We start from the raw sequence: 26,478 nt of genomic DNA on the forward strand, positions 1-26,478 counted from the left end.
CTTTTTAAACCAAAAAATAAACTGCGTTTTTTCAAATAAGGACAATATTTTGCATTTATATGTATGAAGAATAAAGGGATGTATTTAGAATATATTATAAACAAGACTATAGTTCATTATGTAATTAATGAAATTGCTTGATTTGAAAAGAAAATGACCCCAATAAAAATCGGAAAAGATAGCGAAGTGCATTACCTTAGAAGTACAACTGATTTTTACGGATTATACAAGGGTAGATATGTCTCGATTGAAGCTAAAAGTTTTAATGGTAATACTTTAAAAACTTCCAACATAAAAAAGCATCAAGCAAAACATCTTGAAATGATAGCAAAACACGGTGGGTTAGCATATTACATTATTTATTCTGATTCACTTGATGAATATTATCTTCTGAAAAGTAGTGCTTTATATGCTGCTAATTTGAAATCATATTCGACTGAGTGGCTTAAAAAAAATTCTAGAGTATTAACTTTAGAATTTCCAGGGATAATTGATTTTATTAAATTTATTAATTAAAAATCGATTATTTCTTTTAGTTTTTTAGTTGGTGTGAATTTAACTGATCTTTTTTGTGCTACTTCAACAAGTTCACCAGTTCTTGGATTTTTTGCAACTCTTGATTTTTTAATTGCTGTCTTGAAAATACCTAATTCACCAAATGTAATTTTTTCCTCTTGAATCAATCCTTGTGTAATTACATGTGAAATTGAATTAAGAATCGTTAACACTGTTGCTTTATCAGCTCCACTGTGATCAACTATTCTTTCAATCAATTCTTTTTTTGTCATTATTTTTCCTCCATAAAATCATGAATTGCCTCAAAAGGAACATCTGTTTTAATAAACTCATCTAATGCTGATTTAGGTGAAATTTCCTTTTGTAACAATCCATAAATTGTATTTAACATAGGTAATTTTATATTATATATTTTAGCTTGCTCTACAAAAAACAATAATGCATCAAAAGGTGACTTATGTTTTGTAATTCCTAATGCTCTTTTTCCTTTTCTAATAACATCTAACCCAATTTGAAAATTAATTTTTGTCTCGTCAAATGTATGTAGTAATACGGAAGGGAAAATGGCAGAAGAAATCAATGAATCATATTGACCGCCTAATACTTTGGTTATTTTACCCGCTTCACAAATAGTTCTTCCGATAATTGCAGCAGTTGTGACTCTACTAAATTCCATTCCTTGCGACATTCCGGCAATTAGTTGTGCCATTTCTGCTAAATTAGAATAAATTTCGATACCAATTACATCTAGTGAAATATAAATTCTAAAATTTGTTCGCTTAAACAATTCTCTAACTTTTAAAGCCTCTTTTTTATTTGAAGCACTAAGTGTTACCACTTGTAAATTATTTTGATATAAAGATTTTAAATTATATGATCCGCTAATTAGCATTACATCTTTAATTAATGGATTATCTTTTGTAATTTCTAAAAGATGGTTTTGTACGTTTCGATATGTTCCAGGGAAATTTCCTTTTTCAAAAAATAGTAATGTCACTTCTTTTTTTATGTATTTAAAAATTATCGGAAAATAATCTTCCAACTTTGAATTATCAACAGTAAATAAAATTAAATCTGCATCTTTCAAGGTTTTTTCAATATTTGAACTAACTTCTAAATTTTCAATTTCTAATGATTCATTAAAAAATGGATTAAATTTATGATTCTTATAATTTACTGTAGTTTTTTCTGTTGATGAATAAGCTTTAATTTGTACTGAGTTGTGATTTAAGCTTAAAGCTTTGGCTATACTCATTCCTTTTTCTTTGAAACCGATTATTGCAATATTTTTCACTATGTTCTCCTTTTAAATATCAGATTTATCGGTGTTCCGGTAAAATCAAAATATTGTCTTAACTCATTTTCAATATAACGTTTGTATGAAAAATGTAAGAATTTTACATTATTCACAAAAAAAATGAAAGTTGGAATTGAGTTTTTTGTTTTAATTGCGTGACTGATTTGTAATATCCCGCCATTAAAACTTGGAGCCGGTTGCATGATCTGCATATCGATTATTACTTCGTTAAGAGTTTGAGAAGAAATCTTTTGTTCCATGTTATTTCTAACTTTAGTAATCATCTCGGTTAATTTATGAATTCTTTGTTTTTTAAGAGCGCTTAAAAACACGATAGGCATTCAACTAGTAAATGGGAATTTAACTTTAAAATTTTTAACATAATCAGACATCGTGTTAGTTTCTTTTTCTACTAAGTCTCATTTATTTATAATAATTATTGTCGGTTTATTTAATTCCTGTGCGTAGCCAATTAATCTTGCATCAAAATGTGATATTTCATTTGTAGCATCAATTACAACAAGAGACATATCACTTTCTTCTAGTGAGCTCATCGCCCTCATTAAAGCATAATGATCAACTGATTCAACTAATCTTCTTTTCTTATTTATACCTGCTGTATCAACAATAAAATAAGGCTTATCATCAATTGTGATTGTTTCTTTAATCGAATCTCTTGTAGTTCCTGCTACATCTGAAACAATTGCTCTTTCTTGATTTAATAATGTATTTAGTAATGAACTTTTACCACTATTTGGTTTTCCAATAATTGAAAGCTTAAAATTATCATCTAAATTAGTATTATCAAAATTGATATTTTCAATAATACTATCAAGAAGTTCACCTATTCCTTGTCCGTGTACTGCCGAAATATTAAAATAGTTTTCAAATCCAAGTTGATAAACGCCGTACTCTTCAGTTCTATTATCATCTAGTTTGTTGCTAACAACATATACTAATTTATTGCTTTCTCTAAGTATTTGAGCAATTAAAAAGTCACCTTTAGTTAATTGTTCTCGACCGTCAACAAGAAATATAATTTGATCAGCTTCTTTTATTGCAATTTCTGCTTGAATTTTTATTTGCTCTGCAAATTTTTCCGGACCTACTTCAATACCACCAGTGTCAATTATTCTTAATTGTTTTCCGCTTCATTCAATGGTTTCATATAATCTATCACGAGTTACACCTGGTTGATCATGAACTATTGATTGTCTTTTACTAACTAATCTATTAAATAATGTTGATTTACCAACATTTGGTCTTCCGACTATAGCAACTAAATTATTATTTACTTTATGATTTGACATTTTTTACCATTTCAATTATTTGATTTACGCTCTCATCAAAATTAACTCCAGAATTTCTAAAAACAGTTACACCTTCAACAATTTGTAATGGGTCAGTTTTTCGATTGATATCTCTAAAATCTCTTTTTTCTACATCTTCTAAAACTTGTGCTAAATCACTTTCAATACCAGCTTCTAAATACTGTAAATGTCTTCTCATGGCTCTATCTTTGATAGGGGCATCTAAATAAATTCTAATTTCAGCATTAGGAGCGAGTCTGTAAGTAGTGTCTCTTCCTTCTAGAATAAAGCCTTTTTTTGTTTTAACTAAATTAATAATATATTTATTAATATATTTTCTAATTTCAGGATACTGACTTATATTTGAAGCTAATTGACTAATTGAATCACTTTGTAAAATACCTGAAATTAATTCCCCATTAACAAAAAATTCATCATCTGATAAATAATCAAATTTGATTTCTTCAATATCTTTAATTAACTCTTCTACTGTAATTGCTTTTTTATTCATTACATAAGCAAGAGCTCTATAAAATGAGCCAGTATTTATAAATGTATAATTAAGTTTTTTTGCTAAAGCTTTTGCTAAAGAACTTTTTCCAGCTCCGCTCGGTCCGTCGATTGCTATGTTTACTTTCTTCATTAGATTCCTTTTCAAGTTTAATTTTTACGATTTTTGCCCTAGTTGTTAAATCCAAATCATTCGGGTCTAAAATTTTGTTAAAGAAATGTGACTTATAAAAATCTTCTCCAAATACTTCACCATAATCAAGAACTATATCGTGCAAATATAATCTAGAAATTTGATTGTCGATTTTCCTAATTTCCGTTAAATCTAAATATGGCGGTTCAAACGAATGACTTATATCTGAGTGTGTTGCATTTATTGTTTCTTTACTAAAAAGTTTTAAGTCAAAATCAGGGATCAATTCTCTACATGAATTGAAAAATCTTTTAAGATCCTGGTCTGAATTTATTAGACTTAAACGCAAATTTTCAGAACTTAAAAGTTCTTTTCGAAAATTTTCAAATTTAACTTTTCTTGTTTGCAACCTCACTCCTTTAATTTAAATATTATCACACAAAAAATAAGCAAAAAAACAATGAATAACCATTGTTTAAAAATTTTTTATGAAGTCAGAATTAATTGTGTCTTCTTTTGAAGAAATAACTTTGCGCACGTCTTTTAATTCTTTTTTATTGTAGTTTGGAATAACTAATTTTAAGGTAATGTATAAGTTACCTTTTTCAGTTTTTAAATCAACTCCAGCATCTTTAATAGTTAACATTTGATCGTTTTTGTATGTTGATTTCATTTTTATATTTTTAATTCCGTAAGGAGTTGGAACCTGTACGTTATTTTCTTGGATTATATCGGCAATTGAAACTGGAAAATCAAGATAAATGTTTTGACCTTGGCGCACATAATATTTGTGAGGATTTACTTTTATTATAATTACTAAATCTCCCGAAGGACCTCCATTTCTACCAGGACCTCCATATCCAGCTACAAGTAATTCTTGGCCGTTTTCAACACCTGCTGGAATTCCAACTTTAATATCTGAAGTAGTTTTTGTAGTTTGTGAGCCTTTACATTTTTCACATTTTTTCTTAATGGTAACACCATCACCATTACATGTAGAACATATTTTTTGCTGTCGGATGCTTCCTAAAAATGTTCTAGTTGTTACATTTTGATATCCTAAACCTGAACAAGTTTTACATTGTTCAATATCTTCTTCGTGTTCGTAACCTTTACCATTACATAAATCACAATTATGATATTGATCAACAGTTAAATTTAACGTTGTACCAACAACAGATTCAAGAAAATCAATACTTATAACTTTTGATTTAACATTACCCTTCATTGGCGTTGTGCTTCTTCGAGAACTATATCCAGAATTACCGCCTGAAAAAATATCCCCAAATATGTCACCCATATTGAAACCATCAAATCCTGAAAAAATGTCTTTAAAGCTACCGAAACCACCATAACCAGCATGTTGATCCATACCTTCCATGCCTGAGTGTCCAAATTGGTCATAAGTTCTTCTTTTATTATCGTCACTTAAGACTTCATAAGCTTCATTAACTTCTTTCATTTTTTCTTCAGCATCATGACTTTTATTAATATCAGGGTGATACTTCTTAGCCAAATTTCGAAAGGCAGTCTTAATTTCCTTTGCTGTAGCATTTTTGCTAATGCCTAATATTTCATAATAATCTCTTTTTTTTGCCATATCAATTAATTTTAGCACAAAATGAATTAGAGTGCTAAATCTTTGGAATTTATTCTTTTTAGTTAATAAAAAAAATGCTTTCGCATTTCAATTATTAAATTAGAAATTGTTTAATTCTTTATCAATTAAGCTTTGTTTTCTTTTTTGATATGTTTCAGGGCTAATCATGTTTTGTCTTAACAGTCTGTCTAATTCGTTCATTTTTTGTTGTAATGAACTCATTTGTGATTGTTGTCTGTTAAAAACTGGTTGTTGAAATTGTTCTGTGTTAAATTGTGGTTGATGAAATGGATTTGGAGCCACATCAAATTGAGGATCATTTGAATACATTGAGTTGCTTTGTACATTCATTCTGTCATGCATTGCTGTCATGTTAATTTGATTTGCTTGAACTTGGTTTAAGGCATCTTTTGGACTGTGAAACACTTGTGTGTACTGAGTAACTGGAGCATATTCACCCATATATTGTTGGTTTGGTAATGGATTTAAAGGCATTGGTTGATTTGCATAGTCATGAATTATGTAACTATCAGCAACTTGATTTCTTTGTGCTTCATTATTTTGAGGAACTGAAACAACGTAGTTATCTGGATAACTAAATGGAGTTGTAAGCATGTGCATTTGTGTTGCACTTAAAGCAGGTTGTTCTTCAAATTCATTTTGAAACTGAGGATTCATATTTGGATTTGGACGTCCATAGTTAAACTGTTGCATGTTGTTAGGATTGTATCCTTGGTTATATCCAAATTGTTGAGTGTGTTGTGGTCCTTGGAATTGTTGAGGACGTTGGTTAAAATTTGGTTGATTCACATTTACTTGTTGGTAATTTTGATATTGATTTTGATTATTTTTTTTATTTGGTTTATTCATATATTTCCTTTTGCTTATTTCTTTATTAGATTATAAATTATTTAATTTTAAAATACAAATTGTAATTTCATTATTACTAAAATTTTACCTTTAAAATTAATTTTTAATTTTTTTTATTAGTATTTTAATATAAATTAATTTTTCTACAATTATTTTAAAAAAATATTGATAAATTTCTTAAAAATTTATTCATCTAGTTGCTATGTCATCTCAATTTAGTTAAGTTATTTTTTAAAACAAACGAGCACGACTTGCTGCTACATTGGCTGCAAATCTAAAATCTGATTTAACCCTAAAACTTGCAAAATGTTCTAATACAAAATTTTGGTAATTAACTGATAATACGGCCAGAAAAATAAATGGTATTAGATTTGGTATTGTACTTTTTAAAATCGGGACATATACTGTGCTTATTTCTGAATTTGCTAATGAAAAATTAATTCCAATTGGATTTGCACTAAAAGCACCAAATATAAGCAAATGTTGTAACATGTCGTAAACCATCATCCCGCTACTTTCTTTTCCAATTAAACTTAGCAAGGGAATTGTAAATTTCGTTTGCGTTCTAAATCAACCAATTTTTCGTATTGATAAAGAAATTTTCTTGTTAATATCTCTTGATCATTCACCAATCCTACTTTTAATTGTCATAGCTAATGAAATACTTTGTGAAATTGCAACAGAAAATATTGCTGTAGTTATTGCATTATCAAAAATAGGTCTAAACAAGAAAAATAAAACAATTGTTGGCATAGTTCTAAATAGAAAAACAAGTAAAAATGCAATTTTGTTAACCACATTTGGTGTAGTTACTGGACTCAATAATATTCCACATAAAAATCCAGCAAAAATTGCTAATGCAAAAGCAAAAACAATTTGTAGAAATGTTATCCCAGAACTTGTAAAAAAGTAGGTAGCACTAAAATTAGAAAAATTACTTTCAAATACTATTCTTACACTTGATCCGTAATTAATTCATTCGTTTTGCGTTGTAGAATAAAAACCAACGATTAATGCAGCTAATGCAATCAGTGTTCAAAAAGTCAAAAAGAAAAAATTGAAAATATTTGAAGTTCTCATTGCTTTACGAATATTGTGGAAATTGTGATTTTTTTCTTCTTCATATTTAAAAAATGAAACAGCTTTAAAAATCAAAATTTCAAAAATTATGTAAAGAATTATTAGTGTTAATAATGGGATACCTAAATAATTAAAATCAGATGAATCTCCATGACTAACAAAATTACCTAATAATGAGGCTGCATGTGGTGCACCAAAAAACGGTATAAAAGAAGTGTATCTAGAATTAGATTCAAGACGTAAAAGAATTATTCTATAAAAATCATCTATGTGTACATGTAATCATTTTGAATATGAATAAAATTTTGATCTACCTGAAATTACCATTTGATAGTAATAACCTAAATCAGCTTTTTCTATAAATGAATTTAGTGACCGGTGAATTAAAATAAAAGAAATTCAAGCTACAGTAAAAATAGTTCCTAAATAAATATTTAAATGACCAATAAATAAAAAAGCAAAAATGAAAAATGGTAAACAATAAGATATATATATGAAGAACTTAAATGGTATTTTTATTCTATTGCTTTGTATTCGGTCTGAAGAAAAAAAGATAAAAAAATAAGCAAAAAAAGCGCCAATTAAAGTACCACTTGAAACGAAAAAAATATTAATAAAAAATAACGAAATAGTTTCAAAAAGCAAATTTTCATTTACTGGTGAATTATTTCTAAATGAAAACATATGACTTACATTGTTGAAAAAATTGATTCAACCTTGGGTGTTTGTATATGATTTATTTACAAAAAATGAAACAATAACTAATGCAATAAAAATTAAAATTATTATTAAAAAAATCAATCTTTTACGATTAAATTTTTCTCTTGCATTTAGTTTGCTTTTCATTTAATTTAATACTTTCTAGATACTTCTCTAATTCTCTGGTTTTCTATAGTTAATACTTTTTTAAAATGCCTTTTAACAAGGTATTCATCATGTGATACTAAAATTAAAGTTTTTTTAGTTTCTCGACAATGTCTAGTTAAAAAATTAAGATAATTGTCACTATAGATAGAGTCCATTAATGAAGTAGGATCATCTGCAATAACAATAGGGTCTTTTGAAGCAAAAATTTTGGCTAATTCCACATACATTTTTTGTGTGCCATTTAATGATTGTTCTTTTTTGAAAGCATATTCTGAAAGACCTAATTCATCAATAATTTTATTGACTTTTTTGAATTCATTTTCATTTACAAATCCAAAAAATTGCTTTCAATTTTTTTCTCTTGGCATTAACTGATATATGTTTTCAAAAACTGATTTATTCGGCATCGCAATAGGCGTACTTGTTAAATAATAAATGTTATTTAAATAGTTTCTAATCTCATTTTTGTTCATACTATATAAACTTTTATCGTTAATAAAAAGATCACCTGAAATTGGGTGCATTAGCTTTAAAAATATTTTTAAAAATGAACTTTTCCCGTTTCTTTCAAGAGAAAAAATACCAAGTTGTTCACCAGGTTTTATTACAAAATTCAAACTTTTGAAAATTGTTGACCTACCATCTAAATGACGGTAAGAAACATCTATAAATTTAAACAGTTAAATCCTCCTTTTGAATAAAAGCTATTCTGTCTTTATTGTTAATATCTTTGATAATTTTAAAATTATTTTTAATAAATTTTTTAGAATCATTTGGGTTAATTTCAAAAAATAAGAAACCATTTTTTTTAAGATACAATTTGGACTTTGTAATTATTTCTTGATAAATTTTAAAGTAACCATTTTGATCAATTAAAGCATGAATTGGTTCGTGTAAAATTAAATTTGGGTAAACAATATCATCTAATTTTAAATATGGTGGATTAGAAACGATAATGTCATATTTTTTATTGATATTACTAAATAAATTACTTTCAAAACAATTGACATTAACTATTTCATTTTTAATAGAATTTATTTTGCATTGTTCAATAGCTTGAGGGTCAATGTCTATTGCATCAATTTTTAATGATTTGTTTGCTTTTGCAAGCGATATCGCAATAAAACCTGAACCAGTTCCAATATCAAGAATATCCATATTGTCTTTAATATGTTCTTTAACTTTAATTATTAATTCTTCAGTTTCATATCTGGGAATTAAAACTTTTTTGGAAACATCAATAGTAACATTTTGCATTTCTATATAACCAATTATTTTTTGAATTGGAAAATTCATATCCAAAAGCTCAATTTCTTTATTTGTTAATGTTGGTGCTAAACCATATTTTTGTTTTTCCAAAATAAGTTTGTTTTTCACTAGATACCTGCTGCCTTTATTTTTTCAGCTTGTTCTTCTGCTAATAAACTATCAATTATCACTTGAAGTTTTCCACTTGTAATTGATTTTAATGATGAACTAAAATTGATTCTGTGATCAGTAACTCGATCTTGAGGATAGTTATATGTTCTGATTTTTTCACTTCTTGCACCAGAACCAGCTAATTTTCGATAAGCACCTTCGGCTTCAAGTTTTTTCTGAATTTCCATATCATAAAGTTTTGAACGAAGCATTCTCATTGCTAAATCTTTATTTGCAATTTGACTTTTTCCTTCTTGAGATGATGTTACAACACCTGTAGGAATATGCGTAATTCTAACAGCACTATCTGTAGTATTAACTGACTGTCCACCATTTCCACTTGATCTAAATGTATCGATTCTTAAATCAGCATTATTAATTTCAATTTCAACATCATCATCAACTTCAGGCATAACTGTGACTGTAGCTGTTGAAGTATGCACTCTGCCTTGTGTTTCAGTTACAGGGATTCTTTGAACACGGTGAACTCCTGATTCAAATTTTAATTTTGAATATGCTCTTTCACCAGATACTGAAAAAATTAAAAGTGTAAATCCGCCATTTAGAGCTTGCATTCTTTCAATTATTGTAATTTTCATGTCATTTAAAGAAGCTCATTTTCGATACATGTCAAATAGATCCCCAGCAAATATATTGGCTTCATCACCACCAGCTGCCCCTCTAATTTCTACAATAACATTAAGTTCATCATTTTCATCTTTAGGTAACAAAAGAATTGTTAACTCTTCAGTCATTTTTTCCAAAATTGGGTCAATTTCATTAATTTCCATTTTTGCTAAATCTAATAATTCTTGGTCATTGACGCTTGCAAGCACATCTTTTGCTTCAAGCAATTTTTTCTCATAATCTTTGTATTCAATAAATTTATCTGCTACATCTTTTACCGAATTAATATCTCTCATAACTTTTCGATATTTTTTTATATCATTAACTATTTCTGAACTTTCACTAAAGTTAATTAATTCTCTATATTTTGCTAGAATATTTTCTAGCGATTTGTACATTGACTTTTCCATTTACTGCTACTCTTTCGGTTATTAAAATATATATGATATGCTAAAATTTTACCATGAAAAATATTAGAACACGATATGCACCTAGTCCTACAGGATACTTGCATATAGGCGGTGCTCGAACTGCTTTATTTAGTTATTTATTTGCTAAACATCTTAAGGGAGATTTTATAATCAGAATCGAAGATACTGACATAGAAAGAAATGTTGCAAATGGTGAAGCTTCTCAGTTAGAAAATTTAGCCTGATTAGGAATTTTACCTGATGAAAGTCCAATCAATCCAGGTAAATATGGACCTTATCGGCAAAGCGAAAAATTTGACAGATATAAAAAATTAGCATTTGATTTAATTGATAAAGGTTTAGCATACAAAGCTTATGATACAAGCGAAGAACTACAATTACAAAAAGAAGAATCTGACAAAAAGGGAATTGCTTCTTTTAGATATGATAGACATTGATTAAAACTAAGTGAAGAGGAAATTTTAAAACGTGATTCTAAAAATGAATATGCCATTAGAATAATTTGTCCTGAAAATATTGATTATTATTGACAAGACATTGTAAGAGGAGAAATAAAAATTAACTCTGAAGATATTGGTGATTGAGTTATATTAAAAAGTAATGGAATTGCAACTTATAATTTTGCAGTAGTTGTAGATGATCATGACATGCTAACAAGTCATATTTTAAGAGGGGAAGAACATATTACAAATACGCCAAAGCAGATTATGGTTTATGATGCTTTTGGATGGGAAATCCCTGAATTTGGTCATTTAACAATCATTACAAATATGGAAGGTAAAAAACTTTCTAAACGTGATACATCTTTAGAACAGTTCATTGAAGATTATAAAAAAATTGGTTACCACCCAAGCGCTGTTTTTAATTTTTTAGCATTATTAGGTTGAACCGATGCTTCAGCAAGAGAAATGCTAAATCATTCTGAATTAATAGAAAATTTTGATCCAAATAGATTAAGTAAAAGTCCTTCTAAATTTGATATTGAAAAAATGAAATGATTTTCTAAACAATACTGATCAAAAGAAGATCCGGAAAAAATTAGAAAATTGTTAAACTTTCATGATTTTGACGAGCAATGAATCAACACATTTGAAAATATTTATTATCCTTCAATGATTACAGTCAAACAAATGCAAAATTCAATTGATGATTATTTACACCCTATTGTTAATGAAAGTAATTTAAGTGATTCAAATATTAATGTGATAAAAACGTTTTCAAAATTGATTTCTAAGTCAGAATTTAGTGTAAAAAATATTATGAATGTTATTGAAAAAACAAAAGAAATTACTGGGGAAAAAGGTAAAAATCTTTTTATGCCAATTAGAATTGCAATGACAGGAAAAGAACACGGTCCTGAATTAGCTAGTTCGATTTATTTAATGCAAGAAAAAAACATTTTCGAAATAATTAAGAAATTGATTGATTAAATTAATGAAAGTAAATTTTAGAAGTAAATTTAGACAAAATAATAATGATTTTAAAATTGAATTTGTTGCTCCTGTTTTGCAACTTTCAGAATATGAAGGTAGTCAGGTGGTAGAGTTCATTGAACCAGAAAAAAAAGTTTTGAATCGGTTTGAATTTTATCCAGAAAAAATTATTATTATTTCGGGACCTTCAACATTAGAGTTAGAAAAAGATAGTATGCTTGAAAATATTTATCAAACTCCACAAGGTAAATTTCCTGTAATTACTAATTTAAAAAATTACAATATTGGTGAGAATAATTTTGCATTTGAATATGATTTACTAACAGTAAATGGCGATTCACTAGGTGAATTTAATATTGAAATTTCGTTAAAATAAAAATGGGATTCGTGTCCCATTTTTTTGATGTATTAACATATGGTGCCGGTAACTGGAATTGAACCAACGACCCCATCCTTACCATGGATGTGCTCTGCCCCTGAGCTATACCGGCTCCAAATAATTTTAGCATAGATTGATTAAGCAGTTTAATTTTTGAAATCTACTTTTTGACTTCATTTTCACTAGTTAATGAAGTATGAATATCTAAAATATCTTGTGCTGTTTCAACACCTTTTGCTTTTTCTAATGTTAATTCTAATAAAGGAATTTCAGAACGATACGCTTCAACTCTATTTTTAAAACCAGCTATAGCTGATACAGATGTTAAAAAAGTATTAACAGCTAAAATAATACTAATAGAAATATAAAATACAATCGTATCAACAGGGAAGATGTTGTATCTAATTTGAAGCAGTGAAAGAATTAGTAAAGAAAAATTTATAATAATTATGCTGAATCTTAAAGTTAAAAATATTTTTTCACTTTTCTTTTCTTTGCGTTCATACAAAATTGATTCAAGCTTTACTTTTTTATATGCTTCGAGTCTTTTAGCATCATTTTTTAATGTAGAAGAAATTTTAATGCCATTTTCAAGATCTCTTTTTTCTTTTCTATTAATTCTCATAATCACCTCGAATAACATCTGGGTCTATGTAACTTACAATGTTTGCGCTTACTTCGTAAAGCCTCATATCCTTTTTATCTTCATCACTATATTTACCAGCTCCTATTTCGTACTTAATTTTTTCAAACTCAAGCAATTTCTTTCTTTGCTTTTCGTTTTTATATTTAGTATCAATATAGAAAAACGAAATTAAACTTACGACAATTGAACTTGAAGCAGAAATCATTGTTGTATATATTGGAAATGAACTTTCCCCAGCTCCTCCTACTGTAAAAAGATTTCGTAAATAAATTAGTGAATTATTATAATCAATATCTGCTTGACTTAGCGGTATTCCTTGCTCTGCAACTCTTTCAGCTGATTTAGCTAAACTTGTAACAACTGCTAAATGCAAAACGGAAATTACAGCACTATAAAGAATTAAAGAAAATGAAATTAAATTTAATAAGAAAAAAAGAACTCTATAAATTTTTGAATTTAATAATGCCCTTTTATAAGCAACCATAAAAAAATTAAAATACATTAGAAGTCACCTTTAAATCATTTTAAAATAAACTCTTTTTGAGTCACTAATTTTTGATTTTTGAAATTCTCAATTACGGCATTTGTATCACTCATAAATCTCTCAACACTATATGATTCATCTTCACTAAAGTGAATTAAATAATAGTTTAATGATCTTTTAACTTTTCTATATTTTCGGTGCTTGCCATTTAATTGATAAAACTGTAAAAATAAATTTAAAAAGAAAATCATAATTAAAAATATGCTGGTAATTTTTGCTAATAATATTGCGGTATTAACATCAATTCCCAATCCTTTTACAAATGTAGAATTATTGATAACAGTTATTTGGGCACTTGTTAAATTTTGTTCTTTTATTAAAATAATAGACAAAACAGAAATTGCTAAAGCAACAATCAAAAGGCTAAAAAAAATACTTATAAAGTTAAATAGCAACGCTAATAAAATACTAATTTTTAGCTTGCGTTTGATTTTTTTAAGTCGCTCGCTAAAATATTCTACTAGTTTTTCTTTTTTTAAAATTTCATCCATATTAACCTTTACATATAGTTTAATTTCTATATTATAATATCAAACGCTTTTAACTCGAAAGGAACAAATGAGAAATTATAAAACAAACTTTGACAATGCCGTTGAGTATGGATTAAGCAAAGGAAAAATGCCATGATGAAAGATATTTATTATGGGTTTTCTTGGTTCGATATACGTTGGAATAGCTTATGTAGGTTACGTAAAAATTGCAGCAGCATTTATAAATAATGCCGAAAGTGTTGGTACAAGCTTAGCTTTTAATCCAGGAGGTCTTGTTTTAGCTAGTGCAATTTTCCCGGTTGGATTATTATTTATTGTCTTTCTTGGTGGTTCCCTTTTTACAAGTGATAATCTAAGTATGCTAGGTGTACTAAGTAAGAAGGCTTCTTTTAGATCGTTATTTAGAAAATGATTTTTTGTGCTTTTAGCAAATACAATTGGAGCTTTTTTTATTGCTTACGTTCTTAGAATAGCAAATGCTTTTCACGGTGATGAACTTCGAGTTATTTCATGGTTAATTGCAAAGAAAACATTCGATGATTGATACGCAATAATTGCTAGTGCTTTTGTTTCAAATATCCTAGTAGCTGGTACCGTGTGAGCTTCATTAGCTACAACACAATCAATTGGAAAAATATTTGTTATTTATTTTCCAATTACATTATTTGCTCTAACAGGATTCCATCACGTAGTTGCTAACATAATTATTTTTGCAATAGGTATTTCATATAATGCAGAAATTACAGAATTAATTGGGCAAGCATGAATTGGTAGAGCAGTTTATAATAACGTTTTACCAGCTACATTAGGTAATTGATTATCAGGAGCTATTTTCTTACCAATAATGTATTGATTATTAGTTAAATATAAAGCTAAACCATACAGTCTACTTCAAACAATAGGAGTTATGATTCACATTGGTGATTCTGATGGTTATTGTCAAGAATGTAAATTAGATGTAGATGCTATTTCGCAGCACATTGTTGAAAAACACAAAAATAAAAATAGAATTCAGTTATTAAAATATTCATATCAAAAATATCGTGATGCATACAAAAACGAGAAAAAAAACAAAGCGAAATCATAACGCTTTGTTTTTTAATTACCCTTTTCGAATTCTTGTTTTAGTTATCGATAGAATCGAATTTAATGTTATCTGTATTTCTGCCTAAAGCAATTTCTTGGGTTTTTTCGTCTTTAATGTCCATCTTTTTAAGCAACTCTAACAAGCGACCTTGAATTGAACGCTCATCAACTAAGTGTCTAAAATCACTTGGTTTTTTTGTTGACAATGTAATTTCATGAACAAGACTATTATTGATATTAATTGGTTGAGTGTTGCTATCTTTAACAACTTTTTCTAATTCAACTACATCGCGCGCAAAGATTGTTACTGTTACAACATTTTCAAATTCATAATCTTGAACTACTCTAGCTAAAATTACTTGAGGTTCATTTTCTAAACCAACAACATTTTGAAGAATTTGCTTAGTTTTACGAATATTTTTTTCGTCTAAAAATGTTCCAGTTATTATCATTAAAAATTTATTACTTGAAGAAACACCACCATGGAAAATTGGGTTGTTAATTGCTTGAAATAAAGCTTTTTCAAATCTTTCTTCAGCAACATTTGATGTACCAATTGAAACTAGTCATGTATCTGGTTTATTAGATTTTCTTAAATAACTTTGAGCTTTAATTCTAGTGTATAAACGAGGGTTATTAACCACATCAGAAAATGCACCAATTAATTGATTTACAATGTTTGTTAGACCTAATAAAACATATTTATCTCTTTTAGGAAATGATGAGTTTTTATAAGCATTTATTAAATCAATTTCATGTGTATCAACTAATATGTTTTTAGTTTTAGTTATTGAATTTCTTAAATTAGTTAAATGACCACGTAATTTTGCACTATTAAATATTGAATTAACAACTAGTGTAATAACTAATATATCTTCACCAATACTTTTTATGTATTCTATGAATTTAGCTGCATAAATAACTGAGTCTGTGTTTCTAGTATTAATTGGAATAATAATCAAATCTAGTGGAGCTAAAACTTGTTTTAGTCTTTGTTCATTTGCTAAAAAAACTTTTTCAGGTTTTTCGGCATCTTTTGAAATTTGATTTGAGAATCTTGCTTTTTTGCTTCAGTCAAAAAAGTGTTCATGTTTACCGATTTTTGCACTAATATCTCTTGCTTCTTTACCGAAACGAGCAAAAGTAATTTGTGATTTATATTCGAACTTTAAATCGTAAAGTTCGTTTGTCTTGCAATCACCAAAGCCAAAGATGGCCATGTTAGGGATATAATTTCCAAAATTTGACATAATAACTACCCTTTCGCGAATCCTGTAATTGAAGTTGTGTAATTAGCAGCTGAAGTTTTTTTCGTTACAGTCACTGTTACAACCGTAATTCCTTGATTTCTAGAACTTTCATCATTTGTGATTGAATTGATTCTATAAATTACTCCATTTTCATCTTGATAAATTGGATTACCATTTGAATCAGAAGAATTTGTTATTATTCCACTTACCCCTGCAAAATTAAAGTCATTTGCTGATAGCTCAGAAACTTTTGTACTTTCTTTTGTTGCATTTACATTATTTGCTTTTTTAAACACAGGTACAAGTTTTTTATCTGATGCCATTTGAACTGCCGTTGCATCTGTCATAAATCCACTTAAGTCTATAGTTCTAGTTGCAAAAGCAGCTCCTGCTCCGGCTCGCACAGTAGCCGTTAACATTCCGGCTGCAGAATTTGAATTAGTAATTCCACTAACTGATAATTGAATTTTTAATTTTTGTTCTTCGATCATAGTTGGAACATCAACAACGGAAGGATTAAATACTAATTCATTAGCCTGAATAATATCTGAAGGAATTTCGTTAAAAGATTTTGAGCTATTTACATTAGTTTCTGTACTTGGTAAATATACAATTGAAGTAGAATTTAAGGAACTATTTAAGTAATTTTCTAACAATGTTTTGTTTGAAATTAATCCATCTTCAGTTGTAATTTCGATAATTTGAGGAGAACTGTAAACAGTTGTTTCTGCACCATTAATAGCTGTTGTAGTAGTTGTAGAAATGGCTACTCTAATTCTTAAAACACCTTCGGCATCATTAATTCCATTTGTCTGAGGAATTGCTTCACCTAAATTTTGAACACCTGCATTTGAACCTGCAATTGTATTACCTGCTGATGTAGCAATTAAATCGTACTTAACTCTTAAATTTGAATCAAGCGAAATCAATGTTGGGCTTACTGCATTTAGGAAGTTTGTAGGTTTATTTTTAAATACTCCACCATTATCTGTAACACTATCTCCTGATTTTAATTGTGCCAATTCACTTGGTAATCAAATGCCAGTTTCTAAAGTTTTTAATTTAACTTTTTCTTCAGTAAATTGTTTGTCAAGGAATCTTTTAATTGTAAATAATCCAGTTAAAGACTGACTAAATGTAGTGGTTGCTTGTGAATCTCCAGTTCCTAAAGTTGCTAAAACAGAAATTGTAGCAGTACCTAAAACGTCATTGTGAGCTGTAATTCTAGTTACTTGGAAAGTGATATCTTTATCCGAAATTGGATTAATAAGTGTGAATGAATTTGTTTGTAAAGCAGAAGGCAATAATTCTCTACTGTTTTCATTAACAATAGCAGTTTGAACTGTACTGCTTGCTTGTAATAATGTTGCTTGGTTTTCGGTTTTATCTGATTTGAAGCCACCAAAATCAACTGTATAAGTTTGAGATGTTCCACCTTCTGAAGAAGCAGTAATTTCTAATGTAACCACTCCGCTTGCACTTGAATTTGTATTTACAATAACTTTAGAAACTCTTAAATTTACACTATTAGCAATTTGATTTGCAGTTAAATCAGATTGTAAAAAAGTGAAATTTTCAACAGTTAAATCTGATGGTGCAACATCAACAATTAGTCTATTTTGTGTTGTATCTAATGAAACAAATGAAGGTCTAACTTTTTTATTTATTGCATCTGTAATGTTTCTATTTGCTAAGTTTGTACTTGATAAGAAACCATCTTGTGTAACTCTTAAATATACAAAATTTTCATCTGTACTTGTAGTTGTTGTTCCAGTTAATGTTAATTTAACATAAAAACTTACACTTCCAGAAGCATCATTAGAAGTAATTAATGGGAATGTTGTTTCTACACCATTTGCATTTTTAACAGGAGGTCTTTGAACAATTTCAAAATCAACAGTAGCACCTTCTGGTTTAGTAATTGTTAATGTAGATTTAAGTTTTTCTAATTGAGCGGTGGCATTTGCTTCTGACATTACACCTTGCACGATTACAGATGGTAAAACAGCACTAGCGTTACCAAATGTACCTGGTTGATAAGAAATATCTAACTGTGATCTATCAGTTCCTCTAGAAGCATTATTATATGCATCGTATATTAAATAATCATTTTGAGTTAAAAATTTATTCATTGGAATTGATAATTTTGTTGTTGCTGTGTGATTTAGTAAATCAACAATTTCTAACTCGATTGTAACTGATGTATCAGCAGTTTTTGTAGCTTGATTAATTGTGAAACTGAAATTTTTCCCTGATTCTTGGTGTTGTTTACTATTTCTGTGATTTAAGAATCAGTCAAATGATTCTTTATTAAATTTTAATGCTTGTAACTGTTCTGGTGTAGCTGCTTTTACAATAGTTTCAAACAAATTAAGAGCTGCAACAAATTTATCAATGTCGTATATGATAATTGAAGCTATTGTACGTGAAAAAGCTTGAAATGATTCAGCGCTATTTGTTGCATAAATATCATCAATTTTAGTTCCATTATTTGTCGAAAGATATTCATCACTAATAATTCCGTGTGAATCTATCGAAGCATTGTAAAGAATAGATGTGTTGATTATATCAACAAAATATCCAAGATTTAATCTTGCATATGCTGATAATGTTTGGAATCCAGTTACTATTTGTGTTAGTTCAAAATTTTCAAAATGTGTAGCTGAATTTGGAGCAGGACTTGCTAGAATTCTAAGAGATACTTCACCAGTATCGTTGTTGATTGAATCGATTCCGTCAATTGTAAATTGGATTGAAATTGCTTGATTAATATTAGCTGATTCATTGATAATAGTATCAGTTGATGTTGGAGTATTTAAAACAAAATTTGTTCTTAAAGTTGCTTGAGAATCGGAAGAAAATTCAGATGGTAATATAGTTGATTGTGCAATTGAACCTACATATGTAATTCTTGGAATATTATTTCTTTCAGCAAATCTTTCATTTAATCATGACTTAACAGGGTCTGTTATACCAGAAATCTGAACATTATATGTCCCACTTACAACTGGATTGTCAGGTGAGTTAGGAACGCCATCTGTAACTGTAATATTTAAAGTAACTTCTGTGTTTGTTGGTGCAATTGAACTTTTGTCAATGCTTATTGAGTAGGTTTCTCCAAATTGAGAAACAGGATTAATAAAATCTTCAGGAGTTAATTCACTAGCTGTTTTAGTTTTTGGTGCTAAACCATCAATTGTGTTTCATCTTGGGATTGGCTTGTCTTGTAATATTGCTTCGATAACTCTTTGACTTGTAACTTTAAAACCAGTAACTAGTGAAGTAAAAGTTTGAGAAATAGCTGGAGCATTAGTTTTAAATGATTTGCTAACTGTAAAAGTAACTTCTACAGCATTTCTTCCAGAAGGAGCAATGCCGGTAATTTGTACTGAATAACCACTTGAAATTAATTCGTTTGCAGTTAAATTAGAAACAATTGTGAAATTAGAAACTGAAAGTGAACTATCTAAATTTGAAACAGATGAAATAGTTTCAATACCGTTGTTAGCAACGAATTCAACATCTAAATTAGATAGTTCTTTTCATCTTCTAATTGTTCCAACATTATTAAATCTTTCTTCTGTAGTATATGTAGCTTCATTTTTTTGCGATAAAATCACACCACCTGCGACAAATGACCCGATTAACGGGAGCGCAACAGCTGATGTTGCACCAATCATAATGACATATTTTTTCTTCATATCTTCTCCATATATAAAAATTGATGACCCTTAAAAGTCAACATTTATAAGTTATTCATATTATAAGTCTTAAGTGCTTTTTATAAACCAAATAATGGATGTAATTTTATCAATAATATGACAGTTAAAACTATTTATTTTGCCCCATTTTTTCTAATGCACTTTGAGCAGCATGCATCTTTGATTCTTTTTTATTTTTAGCAATTCCTTGGCCGTATAATTTGCCTTCAAAATATAAAGATGTTTCGAACAATTTATCTTTTGTTTCAACTGTTCTATATTCAGGTTTTGAATTTGAAAATGCTTGAACGTATTCTTGAAAAAGACTTTTAGGATCTTTTAATTCACTGATTTTTCGATCTTTTACTTCGCTAAAAAGATATTTTATTAAAAAATCAATTAATTTTTTTTCTCCAAACGCATAGTAAATAGCTGCACAAAGAGCTTCGAAAAGATCAGCTTGAATTTTTTCGTTATTTTCTAAGTCGATGGCTCCATTACTTTTTAAAAATATTTTATTTAAACCTAGTGTTCTTGAAACTTGAGCTAAATTTTCAGTATTTACCAATTTAACTCTCATCATCGAAGCTTTTCCAGGTTCGGTATATTTTAAATTTTCATAAATAAAACGGGCACTCATGACTTGCAAAAGACTATCACCAACAAATTCAAGCATCTCATAATTACCTTTTATTTTATGTTCGTTTTCATAAGTTTTATGTCTTAAAGCATTAACAAAATAATTAACGTCTTTGTCGCTAATATTTAAATCGAACATTCGTAAATGATCTATGATAGTTTGAATTTCTTTTTCGTGAGTCATTATTTCAATGCCACCTTCATTTTTTCAATTACATTATTTTCTAAGCCCATTTTTACCTGATTTAAAGCTCCGATTCAGGCTTTTTTATCACTTGATCCATGCGCTTTAACAACGATAGATTCTAGTCCCATTATTAATGCTCCACCAACGTTTCTATGATCTAAAACTTCTTTAGCATCTCTAAAAGCTTGCTTTAGTATTAAAGCCCCTAATTTTCGAATAAATCCTTTTGTGACTTCTTTTTTAATTAAAGATACAAAAGATTTTATAGCACCTTCGTATGATTTTAAAACCATATTTCCAGCATATCCATCACAAACTAAAATGTCAGTAGAATTATCCATTAATTCTTTAGGTTCTAAAAATCCTTTGTAAAATTCTGGCAATTCACTTTTCAATCTTTCATCAGCTTCGTGATGTCAACCAAAGCCTTTGTATGATTCAGTTCCAACATTTAACAAGTTTATTCTAGGGTTTTCTATTTTTAAAATTTCTTCTGAAAATACTTTACCGATTTTGGCTCAGTTAACTAAATATTCTGGTTTAACTTCTAAATTAGCACCTACGTCTAAAACCAAGAATTTTTTATTTAAAGTTGTTGTTGGGAAAATTGGCATAAATGCAGGTCTAGAAATATTTTCTAATCTTTTAATGAATAAAACTGAATATGCTAGTAATGAAGCGGTATCACCACTTGAAATGAATGCATCGACTTTTTTATCTTTAAGTAAAAAAATTCCTTCTTTCATAGAAGTATCAATTTTTTTTATTTCTAATAAACTGTTTGATTTCAAACTAACAACTGTTGGATTATTTATAATCTCAAAATTTGAATTAGTTTTTATATATTTTTCTATTTCAGTTTTATCACCAACGATGTAGAAATAGTAATTTGGATTTTTATTTGAAAAATCTAATAAGGCATCTAAAGCAGGTTTAATACCTAAATCATTACCCATAACATCTATAGCAATTTTAAACATTATTTAACACCAAAAATATAATCATAAATTGGTTGTCCTCCATTTACAATTTCAATTTCGATATCATCATATCTAGATATGATTCAATCAGCTACTTCTTGAGCTTCTTCTTCGGTGCGGCCGGCTCCATAATAAATATAAACAATTTCCTTGTCATTGTCAATTATGTCTTTAAGAGCATATTTAGCTGCATCAAGTGATTTGTGTTTTGTGTTTATTATTTTACCATTAATAATTGTTAAATATTCACCAGGTTTTATTCTTACTCCATTTATTTTAGTTTCTCGATCAGATTTTGCAATAGCTGCTGTTTCAAGATCACTTAATCCATCTTCAATTAGTTCAACATTTTCTTCTAAATTATTATGTGGAGAAAAATGTTGTATTGCAACAATTCCGGCTATTTCACTTTTTGTTGGAATCACTTTAACAATTTTGTCTTTGATAGTTTGGGCAGCTTGCTCTGCAGCTAAAATTACATTTGAATTATTAGGTAAAACGAATACAACTTCTGAATTTATTTTTTTAATTGCTTCGATAATTTGTTTAGCGCTTGGATTATGTGCTTCTTTATTACCAATAACACCTGCTGCTCCAAATTCTAGCATTTTAGCTGCAAAACCAGGACCTAAATTTGAAGTTAAAATGGCACTTTTTGTTTTATCAACACTTGGAATTGACATTTCAGCTGTATTCTGACTTTGTCTAGATTGTAAAGTCATGTTATCAATTTTAATTTTAATTAAATCTCCAGCTGAATGAACTAAATCAAGAAATTTACCAGGACGCATTGAATGACCATGAACTTTTAAAATATCAGTATCTTGAATCACAACTAGTGATTCGGCAAATTTTGAAAATTTATCAACGAATTTATCTTTTCTAAAACTATTTGGCTTTTTAATTTTCAAAATAAATTCAGTACAGTAACCAAATTCAACATTTTTATCATCTGTATGAAAACCACTTATTTCACCAGTTAACTCATTTTTGTCAATATTTAATCTAACTTCTTCACCGTGAAGATATTTTTGCATACCAGAAAAAATCTCGTATAGACCTCTACCACCTGAATCAACAACTCCAACTTCACGAAGAACTTTTAATTTTTCAGGAGTTTTATCAACAGAGCTTTTTGAATAAACAACTAATTTTGTGAATAAATCTTGAAAATTAGCGATTGCACCTTTTTTGGTTTGAAGTTTTTCACTTACTTCTCTAATTACAGTTAAAATTGTGCCTTCGACCGGTTCTAATACTGCTTTGTATGCATATTCAGATGCAGATTTTAAAGCTAGAATGAAATCATCAACTGTTACAGTTGTTTTGTTTTCCATTCCAACTGAAAGACCTCTAAATATCTGACTTAAAATGACACCTGAATTTCCTCGAGCACTCAAAAGCATTTGTTTTGCAATTGCATTTGAAAGTTCAGAAATGGTTGAATAATTATTTTGACTTATGAAAAGTGCAGGGTCATTAACTGATGAAGACATATTTGAACCTGTATCACCATCTGGAACAGGAAAGACATTAAGTCGATTAATTTCATCTTTAAAATTTTCTAAATTTTTTGCTCCTGAAACGTACATTCTAGTATACGTCTGAGCATCTAAAACGGTAATTTTTTCCATTTAATTTCCTTTTGTCAATATTTAGTAATTTTTGACTGTGTTTCGTCCCTTAATTTTACAATTTAAGTCAAAAAAAATTGATTATTTTATAATGTGAATATGTCTGCAAAACAAGAAACCGGTATCCTTTCGAAAATAATAAAATATCAGGATCAAGATGCAATACTTCGAGTGTTTTTTAAAGATAGAATAGTTCTAATTTATGCACCAGGAATATTTAAAACTACAAGCAAAAATAGAAACAATCTATTTGAAGGTGCGTTAATAAACTTTGAATTTTTCCAAGCTAGACTAACTACTAAAATGTCAAGATTAAAAACTGCAACACTAATTTACAATTGAAAATTTATTGATCAAGAGCAACAATTTTGAATTCCGAATTGACTTAAATTGTTGCAAGCAATTGATACAACTAGTGAAGAATTTTTTAATTTTTACCAATATGCGTTAAGGAATTTTAATTATGAAAATAATATTTATTTAACAACATATTTATATTATTTATCACTAGAACTATTAGGTTACAAACAAAATTTTAATAGCTGCGTTATCGATAAAAGAAGGACTCAAATTTCTAATTTTGATTTATCAAGCGGCGGTTTTTTATGCATTTATCACAGCATGAATAAAGCACCAATTGAGATACTAAAATCACTAAATTATTTAACTAAAAGTTATAGTGATTTTTTAAATAAAACAACTAGAAAAACTGTTAATGATATCTATCAAATTTTTAAAGATTTTATAAGCAATAATTCTTATTTACATTAATCATCTTCTTCTTCATTGTCATCGACATTATCAAATAAGTTTAACGATTTTCTCAATTTACTTATTGTTTCTTTAGCCTGTGATAAATTAGGTTTTTTAGTTTTATCTTTTTTATCATTTTTTGAATTAGTTTGGTTATTTTCATAACTAGAATCTTTAGATAATTCGTTTTTAATTAATGCGATAATTGGATCATCTTCATCTTCTTTTATTAAAATAACAGGTATTATAATTGGTCTTCTGCGCTTTTCTTTGTGGAAAAATACTCTCAACCTATCTATTATTAATTTTTCTAATTCTTCGACTGTTCAAGTTGGTTTTTTAGTTTTTTTGTCAAATTTATTTTTGATAGTATAAAGAACCGAAGAGTGAACTAATTTATTAGCTGTTTCAATAAATTCTTGTGATTTTCTAATAAAAAGTGAACCTTTAGAAATTAGTTTTGGTCTGTTGATAATTCGATTTAATTTTTTATTTATACAAATTACAGCTGTCACAAAACCATTTTGTCCCAATGTGTTTCTTTCTGAAACTATTGTTTGTGATTCGGTTAAAACAGTTCCACCATCAATGTATATTGGTCTTACATCAATTCTTTCATCGCTAATTGTTAATTCGCCTTTTTCCATGTAAACGATTTGTCCTGCATCAGGAATTATAATGTTTTCTTCTTTAACACCACATTCGATCGCCGTTTGACCATGGAAAACTTCCATTCTATAATCACCGTGGTATGGCATGAAATATTTTGGTCTAGATAGTTTAAAAGTTTTAATATGTTCATCAATATAAGCGTGACCAGAAGTATGTAAATAACCATCTACACCGTTTTCCTTTATAATTGCACCTAACTTATATAGCCTATTAATTAGTAATTCAATTTTCATTCTATTTCCAGGAATTGGACTTGATGAAAATATAATTACATCATTATGCATGATTTTAATTTGATGATGTTTACCATAAGACATTCTTGATAAAGCAGCAAGTTCTTCACCTTGACTTCCGGTAGTTAAAACCATGATTTCATTATCTTCATATTGGTTCATTTCTTTTTTATTAATGAACACTGAATCATCAACATTTAAATAACCTAATTTTCTACCAATTTCAATTCCATTTACCATTGAACGACCAAATATAGCTATCTTCTTATTGTGTTTAACACCAAGCAAAAGAATTTCTTTCATTCTAGTTAAATTCGAAGCAAAACCAGTAACTATAATTTTACGTTTAGCTTCTACAATTATTTTTTCAATGTCTTTAAGAATGTCTTTTTCACTAGGTGAATGGCCAGAGCGCATTGCATTTGTAGAATCAGACAAAAGCACTGTCAAACCTTCATCACCGATTTGTTTTAATTTATCAAAATCAGTCATGTTAGTTATTGGAGTATAGTCAAATCGATAATCCCCTGTCATTAGCAATTTACCTTCTGGTGATGAAACTCTAATTCCGAATGCATCTGGTATTGAGTGTTGAGCAGTTCAAAAATCAACTGTCAAAGTTCCTAATTTATATTTATCTTCAGCTTTAATTTCAATAAATTCGACTTTAACATTTACATTTTGGTCTTTAAATTTGTATTTTAAATACTCAATTGCAATTTTAGGAGCAAATATTTTTTTAATATTTACTTGTCTTACTAAAAAAGTTACTCCACCTAAATGGTCTTCGTGACCATGTGTTATAAGTAATGCTTCAATTTTACTTTCATTTTCTTTTAGATACTGGTAATTAGGTATCATTCCGTTTAATCCGGTGGTTGCGCTATCAGCAAATTTGATTCCACTATCGATTATAACAATCGAATTTTCGTGTTCAATAATCAACGTAGATTTACCAATTTCTTTAAAACCACCTAATCCAATAATTTTTGTTTTGGACATAGTTTCTCCGTTATTTTTTTGATTAATATATAGTAATTAGCTTTATGAAGCTATCATGTAAATTTTAAGGGAAAAAGATAACAATAGCATCCAAAAAATAAATAAAATTTAACGGCTGAAATTAAAAATTTAAAGTTATTAATATCTGCTAAATTCTCTTATTTTTTGCAAAAAATAAAAAATCTCAT

25 protein-coding genes and 1 tRNA gene are annotated in these 26,478 nt (G+C 28.3%); 5 read left to right on the forward strand and 21 right to left on the reverse strand.

Features of this window, described 5'->3' with window-relative positions; translation table 4 throughout:
* Nucleotides 1–63 precede the first annotated feature (63 nt).
* Nucleotides 64–516 (forward strand): Holliday junction resolvase RecU, encoded by a 453-nt coding sequence (locus tag CG473_RS02980; protein ID WP_094254834.1) that lies wholly within the window; start codon nt 64–66, stop codon nt 514–516.
* On the opposite strand, the gene CG473_RS02985 is transcribed toward CG473_RS02980, so the two are convergent.
* The 11 genes from CG473_RS02985 to prfA all read right to left on the reverse strand — a co-directional run bounded on the left by CG473_RS02985 (nt 513) and on the right by prfA (nt 10,639).
* On the reverse strand, nt 513–788 hold the full coding sequence (locus CG473_RS02985) for an HU family DNA-binding protein (protein ID WP_094254835.1): 276 nt from the start codon (nt 786–788) through the stop codon (nt 513–515). The two genes, CG473_RS02980 and CG473_RS02985, sit on opposite strands and share 4 nt — an antisense overlap.
* Nucleotides 788–1,810, reverse strand: coding sequence for a hypothetical protein (locus tag CG473_RS02990; RefSeq protein WP_094254836.1), 1,023 nt, complete (start codon nt 1,808–1,810; stop codon nt 788–790). The genes CG473_RS02985 and CG473_RS02990 overlap by 1 nt, the downstream gene beginning before the upstream one ends.
* Nucleotides 1,810–3,123 (reverse strand): ribosome biogenesis GTPase Der, encoded by a 1,314-nt coding sequence (gene der / locus CG473_RS02995; RefSeq protein WP_094254837.1) that lies wholly within the window; start codon nt 3,121–3,123, stop codon nt 1,810–1,812. Before der ends, CG473_RS02990 begins: the two co-directional genes overlap by 1 nt.
* Nucleotides 3,110–3,766, reverse strand: coding sequence for a (d)CMP kinase (gene cmk / locus CG473_RS03000; protein ID WP_094254838.1), 657 nt, complete (start codon nt 3,764–3,766; stop codon nt 3,110–3,112). Before cmk ends, der begins: the two co-directional genes overlap by 14 nt.
* The gene (locus tag CG473_RS03005; protein WP_094254839.1) at nt 3,684–4,175 is read right to left on the reverse strand and encodes a hypothetical protein; all 492 of its coding nucleotides are present in this window, start codon (nt 4,173–4,175) and stop codon (nt 3,684–3,686) included. The genes cmk and CG473_RS03005 overlap by 83 nt, the downstream gene beginning before the upstream one ends.
* Nucleotides 4,176–4,241: 66 nt before the next feature.
* Complete coding sequence (locus CG473_RS03010; RefSeq protein ID WP_133509989.1) at nt 4,242–5,366, reverse strand: DnaJ C-terminal domain-containing protein; 1,125 nt, start codon at nt 5,364–5,366, stop codon at nt 4,242–4,244.
* 99 nt (nt 5,367–5,465) lie between these two features.
* Nucleotides 5,466–6,236 carry an MMOB4860 family gliding motility internal complex protein gene (locus CG473_RS03015; protein ID WP_094254841.1) on the reverse strand — a complete coding sequence of 257 codons (771 nt, stop codon included), beginning with the start codon at nt 6,234–6,236 and terminating at the stop codon, nt 5,466–5,468.
* 231 nt (nt 6,237–6,467) lie between these two features.
* The gene (locus tag CG473_RS03020) at nt 6,468–8,162 is read right to left on the reverse strand and encodes a hypothetical protein (RefSeq protein WP_094254842.1); all 1,695 of its coding nucleotides are present in this window, start codon (nt 8,160–8,162) and stop codon (nt 6,468–6,470) included.
* 5 nt (nt 8,163–8,167) lie between these two features.
* Nucleotides 8,168–8,800 carry an ATP-binding cassette domain-containing protein gene (locus tag CG473_RS03025; protein ID WP_166623200.1) on the reverse strand — a complete coding sequence of 211 codons (633 nt, stop codon included), beginning with the start codon at nt 8,798–8,800 and terminating at the stop codon, nt 8,168–8,170.
* A 55-nt stretch (nt 8,801–8,855) separates the two neighbouring features.
* Nucleotides 8,856–9,560 carry a peptide chain release factor N(5)-glutamine methyltransferase gene (locus CG473_RS03030; protein WP_243720101.1) on the reverse strand — a complete coding sequence of 235 codons (705 nt, stop codon included), beginning with the start codon at nt 9,558–9,560 and terminating at the stop codon, nt 8,856–8,858.
* Entirely contained in the window at nt 9,560–10,639 is a 1,080-nt protein-coding gene (gene prfA / locus CG473_RS03035) for a peptide chain release factor 1 (protein WP_094254844.1), read from the reverse strand. Before prfA ends, CG473_RS03030 begins: the two co-directional genes overlap by 1 nt.
* Before the next feature lie 53 nt (nt 10,640–10,692).
* Here prfA and gltX point away from each other — a divergent pair, with 53 nt between their 5' ends.
* Both gltX and CG473_RS03045 read left to right on the forward strand, forming a co-directional pair.
* Nucleotides 10,693–12,090, forward strand: a complete 1,398-nt coding sequence (gene gltX / locus CG473_RS03040) for a glutamate--tRNA ligase (protein WP_094254845.1) — start codon at nt 10,693–10,695, stop codon at nt 12,088–12,090.
* Nucleotides 12,083–12,469 carry a DUF1934 family protein gene (locus CG473_RS03045; RefSeq protein ID WP_094254846.1) on the forward strand — a complete coding sequence of 129 codons (387 nt, stop codon included), beginning with the start codon at nt 12,083–12,085 and terminating at the stop codon, nt 12,467–12,469. The genes gltX and CG473_RS03045 overlap by 8 nt, the downstream gene beginning before the upstream one ends.
* A 40-nt stretch (nt 12,470–12,509) precedes the next feature.
* Here the strand turns inward: CG473_RS03045 and CG473_RS03050 are convergent.
* The 4 genes from CG473_RS03050 to CG473_RS03065 form a co-directional block, all read right to left on the reverse strand.
* Nucleotides 12,510–12,584: transfer RNA gene (locus CG473_RS03050), tRNA-Thr, on the reverse strand.
* A 48-nt stretch (nt 12,585–12,632) separates the two neighbouring features.
* The gene (locus CG473_RS03055; RefSeq protein WP_094254847.1) at nt 12,633–13,097 is read right to left on the reverse strand and encodes a DUF4231 domain-containing protein; all 465 of its coding nucleotides are present in this window, start codon (nt 13,095–13,097) and stop codon (nt 12,633–12,635) included.
* Entirely contained in the window at nt 13,087–13,620 is a 534-nt protein-coding gene (locus CG473_RS03060; protein ID WP_094254848.1) for a DUF4231 domain-containing protein, read from the reverse strand. Before CG473_RS03060 ends, CG473_RS03055 begins: the two co-directional genes overlap by 11 nt.
* A complete protein-coding gene (locus tag CG473_RS03065; protein ID WP_094254849.1) occupies nt 13,620–14,153 on the reverse strand; it encodes a hypothetical protein in 534 nt (177 codons plus the stop codon). The genes CG473_RS03060 and CG473_RS03065 overlap by 1 nt, the downstream gene beginning before the upstream one ends.
* 67 nt (nt 14,154–14,220) lie before the next feature.
* Between CG473_RS03065 and CG473_RS03070 the strand changes: the two genes are divergently transcribed.
* Nucleotides 14,221–15,240 (forward strand): formate/nitrite transporter family protein, encoded by a 1,020-nt coding sequence (locus CG473_RS03070; RefSeq protein WP_094254850.1) that lies wholly within the window; start codon nt 14,221–14,223, stop codon nt 15,238–15,240.
* A gap of 37 nt (nt 15,241–15,277) precedes the next feature.
* Here the strand turns inward: CG473_RS03070 and p42 are convergent, their stop codons facing one another.
* The 5 genes from p42 to CG473_RS03095 form a co-directional block, all read right to left on the reverse strand.
* On the reverse strand, nt 15,278–16,489 hold the full coding sequence (p42, locus tag CG473_RS03075) for a gliding machinery protein P42 (RefSeq protein WP_094254851.1): 1,212 nt from the start codon (nt 16,487–16,489) through the stop codon (nt 15,278–15,280).
* A gap of 5 nt (nt 16,490–16,494) precedes the next feature.
* On the reverse strand, nt 16,495–20,190 hold the full coding sequence (locus CG473_RS03080; protein ID WP_094254852.1) for a lipoprotein 17-related variable surface protein: 3,696 nt from the start codon (nt 20,188–20,190) through the stop codon (nt 16,495–16,497).
* A gap of 130 nt (nt 20,191–20,320) precedes the next feature.
* Complete coding sequence (gene rnc, locus CG473_RS03085; RefSeq protein WP_094254853.1) at nt 20,321–21,013, reverse strand: ribonuclease III; 693 nt, start codon at nt 21,011–21,013, stop codon at nt 20,321–20,323.
* The gene (plsX, locus tag CG473_RS03090; RefSeq protein WP_094254854.1) at nt 21,013–21,996 is read right to left on the reverse strand and encodes a phosphate acyltransferase PlsX; all 984 of its coding nucleotides are present in this window, start codon (nt 21,994–21,996) and stop codon (nt 21,013–21,015) included. The genes rnc and plsX overlap by 1 nt, the downstream gene beginning before the upstream one ends.
* Nucleotides 21,996–23,630, reverse strand: a complete 1,635-nt coding sequence (locus tag CG473_RS03095; RefSeq protein WP_094254855.1) for a DAK2 domain-containing protein — start codon at nt 23,628–23,630, stop codon at nt 21,996–21,998. The genes plsX and CG473_RS03095 overlap by 1 nt, the downstream gene beginning before the upstream one ends.
* A gap of 99 nt (nt 23,631–23,729) precedes the next feature.
* Here CG473_RS03095 and CG473_RS03100 point away from each other — a divergent pair, with 99 nt between their 5' ends.
* On the forward strand, nt 23,730–24,401 hold the full coding sequence (locus CG473_RS03100; RefSeq protein ID WP_094254856.1) for a recombination protein O N-terminal domain-containing protein: 672 nt from the start codon (nt 23,730–23,732) through the stop codon (nt 24,399–24,401).
* On the opposite strand, the gene CG473_RS03105 is transcribed toward CG473_RS03100, so the two are convergent.
* A complete protein-coding gene (locus CG473_RS03105) occupies nt 24,398–26,290 on the reverse strand; it encodes a ribonuclease J (protein ID WP_094254857.1) in 1,893 nt (630 codons plus the stop codon). The two genes, CG473_RS03100 and CG473_RS03105, sit on opposite strands and share 4 nt — an antisense overlap.
* Between the last annotated feature and the right edge of the window lie 188 nt (nt 26,291–26,478).

Origin of the sequence: Mycoplasma testudineum (assembly GCF_002245785.1) — a bacterium.
Lineage (GTDB): Bacteria > Bacillota_I > Bacilli_A > Mycoplasmatales > Metamycoplasmataceae > Mycoplasmopsis_B > Mycoplasmopsis_B testudinea.